Annotated in this window: 2 protein-coding genes; both read right to left on the bottom strand. The window is 52.5% G+C overall.

The features are described 5' to 3' along the window. Nucleotides 1-2,894: hypothetical protein (locus tag ACTHTA_RS10795; RefSeq protein WP_440376365.1), on the bottom strand; the 2,894-nt coding region annotated here is incomplete at its 3' end. A gap of 474 nt (nucleotides 2,895-3,368) precedes the next feature. Further along, a complete protein-coding gene (locus tag ACTHTA_RS10790) occupies nucleotides 3,369-4,904 on the bottom strand; it encodes a hypothetical protein (RefSeq protein ID WP_440364469.1) in 1,536 nt (511 codons plus the stop codon). Nucleotides 4,905-5,000: the final 96 nt, after the last annotated feature.

The following is a 5,000-nucleotide window of genomic DNA, read 5'->3' as shown; positions in this document are numbered from 1 at the left end:
CCGTTGGGTGCATCGTAGAAGTTGCCGTCGGTGTGTTTGTACACCTTGGTGCCGTCGGCTTTGGTGTATGCAACCGGGGCTTGGTCCTGCAAAGCAGCCTGCACCGCTTTCAGCTGCGATACGTTCACGGCATCGGTATCGGCCGAACCTGCAGCCAAATTGGTCAGGCGGCGGTACATTTTGCTACCGGACATAAAATGGCTTGTGTCCCCGCCCAGCGAAACTTCGCCATATTTAACCCCGGCTTCGTTGATGTCGCCGGCAATGACGGAAGTTGCGTTCGGTTTGTAGGCGGCGGCGGTCAAATCCGCATCGCCTGCAGTGGAAAGCGAACCCAATGCCACGTTGAAGTTGGTATCGTTTTTAACCCTCGCGCTATCGCCCAATGCTAGGTTGTTATTGAGGCGGTTGGGCAGGCCGGGGATGAGTGCCGTGCCGTTGCCGGTATCCGCGCCGGAGCCGACGGCCGTACCGCCGTTCTTAGCGGTGGCAGCCGCGCCGATGGCGATGCCGCCCGCTCCGGTGGCGCCGCTGACTTCGGCAGCCGCACCGATGGCGATCGAGCCGTTACCTTGAGCGATCGTTCCGCTACCGATGGCGACAGCATCATTATCTTGCGCACTTGCACCCACGCCGGCAGCCAATGCGTTAAGACCAGTCGCGCCGTCATTATTGAAATTGCCACCGTGTGCGCCGCCACCGTCGTTCACGCTGTAATAGTGGGTTGCAGAACTGTTGACCTGATTGGTTACAGCTTTCAACTGATCTTCCGTGGCTGCACGTCCGCTGACAATGCCGGCAGGATTCCAAGTTTTGTTGGTCAGGCCGGTAACCGTACCGGCACTACCGTCGACAGTAACCGGGCTGCCGCCGCTAGCCGGACCAACGGTAATGCTGTCGGCCAGTTTAAAGCCGATTTGGTTGTTGGTAACCGTGGTCTTGATATTGGCATCGCCGGCATATTTGACGGTTTCGCCCAGTTTTACGGTGTCGTCTGCACCGCTGTCGGCTCCGATCTTGAAGCCGGCGTCTTTCAAATCGGTCACGGCAGTATTGATGGCAGTATTGATTGCGGTATTAACTGCACCGCCAGTTACGGCACTGTTGTCGCCTGCCGCAACGTTGCCGCTGGTCAGGTTGGTAATCTTGTTGCCGCCGTTATCCAGGCCACTGGTGGTTAGTCTTACGGGGGAACTGCCTGCGGCTGCCGGAGTTATAGTGACACCGCTGCCATTGGTAACAGTTTTATTGCCAGCCGCATCAGTGGCAGTCACGCTGGTTACGCTCAAATTCTCGGCAGTGGCAAAAGTAAAATCCGCACCACTCTGTGATAGAGCGATGTTTTTACCCGCCTGCAATTTAACGGTACTGCCATTATTTACTTTGGTTGTAGCTGCACCAGTAACGGAGCCGCCAGCAACCGAACCACCCTGCACATTAAAGCCACTCTTGCTCACGGCAGTATTGATGGCAGTGGCCACGCTACCTGCAGTGGCAGCTTTATTCGCATCCGCAGCAGCGGGTGCGTTGACTTGGCCGGTTGCAGCGTTGCTGGTCAGGGGAACGGCTGCACCGCCGCCTGTGGCGTTGATTTTAACGGTGGTCACACCCGCGCCGTCGGTCGATACTTCGGTAGTGGTATTTGTACCATCAATAAATTTGAGAGTATTGCCAGGCTTGACGTTTTGCGTCGTACCAGTAGTTGCGGCTACCTGAAAACCGCCACCCACATTATTCAAACGGCTGTTCAATACGTTCAGCGCATCGCCGACGTTGTTTTTGCTAACCACATTACCATTAGCATCAGTCAAGCTGTAGGTGGGAGCGGTAAACGTACCGTCTGGTTTCAATACCGCGCCGCCGCCCAAATTAGCGGCCACTCCTTTACCGATATTGCCAACAACGTTTTGGGTAGCATGAAGCTGGCTACCGTTAATCGCATCGGCGGAAGCAGCCGAAACTTCGCCCGCACCTACCTGTTTGATTTGACGGTTACCAACGGTCACAGAACTGTTGGCGGAATTGCCGACATACGTATAGTTCAGTCCGTTTACATTTTTCGTTCCGGACTGGTCTGCAGCAGCAACGGCAGTCTTACCTGAACCCAAGGCAACAGAATTGGCCACGGCGGCGCTGGCTTCTGAACCAATAGCAACGCCCTTGGCAGCTGCCTGAGAGCTGCGGCCGAATGCAATCGAGTCTTTCGCCTGTGCGTTGGCACTACGACCAATAGCCAGCGCATCCTCGCCTGCGGCGTTGGCATTGTTACCCAAAGCCACAGTTTGTGCCGCATTCGCACGAGCGGAAGTGCCGATGGCTACGGAAAAATTTCCGGAAGCCTCCACACTGTTACCGACAGCCACGCTCTGCTGTCCATTGGCCTTGGCGGCCGAGCCGATGCCAACAGCCAGGGCAGCTTTGGTTTCCACGTCATTACCGATAGCAACGGAATTCGATTGACTATTGGCAGCCTGCAAAGTATTGCCGCTACCAATGCGGATGCTGTTATTGCCTGCGGCACGGTCACCCAAGCCGATAATGCCGCTATTTACATCCAAACGGCCGCCGAGCGAAAGGTGTTTGCTGCCCGCACCACCCGCATCGCCATGGAACAGAGCACGGTTGGTTTGGCTGGCAGCATCTGCCGGGCTACATTTATTACGGAAGGCATTTGCACTCGGCATACTACCGCCGCTGGTCGGCTCGGCCGCCCATTCCAAGTTGTTATTACTCAGAAAGAACAGCGCGTTTCTTCTTGATGATTCATCGCTGGTAACGATACATCCGGCATCATTACCATCATTGATAAAAATACCCGGCCCGGCGTTGGCATAACCTGCAGTCATCATCAGCGCGGAAGCCAATGCGGTGCAAACGAAACGGGAGGATTTCAACCCCAAGCTGCCCAATGTGGCAGGCTCGGCAGAAACCCGTCCGGAAGAAGATTTTCCCTTGGCCTTGGCATTTTCCTGAACAGCAGTTCAAGTGTTGGTGCACGCATTCCAAATAACGCGATAGGCTTTATTCATTGTTATGCTCCATTATTTAGTTGTATAGAGTGATCGAAATTGCAACCTACCCACTTACCTGCACGAACCATTCGGCCCGTAAGTACAAGAATTTCGTTTTACGAGGCAAACATGGGGGTAAAATTTCCCCATTTTATCTTTATTTTGAAAATATTCCAGCCCCCCCCCCTGTTGATGTACGGAGAAATGTATCGCTTTTTTGCAACAGTAGAGGGAGTCCACCAGAATAAAGCAACCTGCAGGAGAAAAGGCAGGTATCCCATGTCTTGGACTCCCAAGTTTCTATAGCCATTCAGGTTTACTCTCTAAAGAGGGTGCGGCCTGATTCATGAAATTCTTTTAAAAACAGCATGCATCTGGTTTTTGCGTACAATATGCCGCACCAAAATCATTGGGAGAGTTGATATACAGCCTGCTATCTTGTTGCTTAGCGTATATTCGCACCCAGGTCTCTTTCAGCTGACCGTAGTTGACGACGTCGGTATCGTCGGTACCGGCGGCTACGTTGGTCACTTTGTTGCCGGCGTTGTTCAAACCGTCTTTGGTCAGTTTGACATCGCCCGCTTTAACGCCGTCCTGGGTCAATGCGACATCGTCGCCTACTTTCACTCCGTCGTTGTTCACGGTGGTGTCGCCGGCTTTGACGCTGTCTATTACCAGGTCTTTTTTCAGCTTGACGGTCACTGTATCGCCCTGGGCTGCGGTGGTGATGTTGTCGTCGCCGGCAACGGTCACGGTGGAGCCCAGTTTTTCGACATTGGTGCTGCCGCTGTCGCCGTTGAAGGTCAGGCCTTTGCTGTCAACGGCGGTTTTGGCGTCCACGCCTTTTTGGATGTCGGCTTTGGTGCTTTGAGCGAGATCGATACTGTAATTAGTTGTGACTGCACCATCGGCTGCAGTTGTAGTATTAGAGGTCAGATTCAAAGCATTGGAAACTTGTACCGTTGCTTTATCTGCGCTGACGGTATAAGTGGTTTCTTTGCCTGAAGTTGTTTTATTGACATGCGTGTTGCTGCCTGCCGCTACCTTGGTTGTGGTTTTGGCATTATTGATGGCATTGGCTACATCGCCGGCAGTCGCTACACCGGCAGTCGGTGCGGACACTGTACCATTATTATCGACAGACAATGTGCCTTGAGTGACGTTGATTTGAACTTTTGATGCATTCTCGCCATCGGTAACTGCAACGGTCGTCAAGTTGCCATTAGCGTAGTTGACCGTACCGTTGTTATTGATGCGGGATTTGTCTGTACCGTTTTGTTGGATATTATGTCCAACATTATTCATGACTGTGTACAGTTGGCTACCATTAACTGCATCGGTCGAAGTGGCGGAAATACGGCCTGCGGCAACATTCTGGATTTGGCGCTCATTGCCTGCGCTGCCTACAGAAACCGCGCCTGTTTTAGAAGATGAAGAAGCAGCATAGCTGACATTGGTCGCAGCGCCGCTATCGTTTTTGAATGAGGCATTTTTAGCTGTTGCATCAAAATTATTGGCCGCGCCGACAGCACCATTGCCCAAAGCGACAGAGTCTTGAACAGAAGCAGTAGTACCGTTACCCAAAGCAACAGCATTGACGCCTGTAACATTTGCCTGATTACCGATAGCGACACCATTTGTGGCTGCGCTTGTTGTAGATGCAGATGGGCCAATGGCAATTGAGTTTGCACCTTTCGCACCATCGTTATTCCAGTTTTTGGTGCCGTCAGTACTGCCATCAGTTGACTTAACAGAGAAATAACGAATGCGTTCGAGCGCACTCAATACACCATAAAGCTGTGAGCCGTTGATCGCATCAGTAGAAGTAGCAGAAATATCGCCAGGAGCTACGTTGATAATTTGACGTTCGTAACCTTGAGAACCGACAGACACAACATCACCGGCATCGGTATGTAGAAACTAGTAGCGTTGTTTACAGTATTTCCAGGAGAATACTGAAACATGAACATGCACAAAAACACCCGTCTC

The sequence above is a fragment of the Neisseria sp. P0013.S005 genome (assembly GCF_051958425.1).
GTDB lineage: Bacteria > Pseudomonadota > Gammaproteobacteria > Burkholderiales > Neisseriaceae > Neisseria > Neisseria subflava.
The sequence above is the reverse complement of the archived record's forward strand: the minus strand, read 5'-3'. Positions and strand labels throughout refer to the sequence as shown.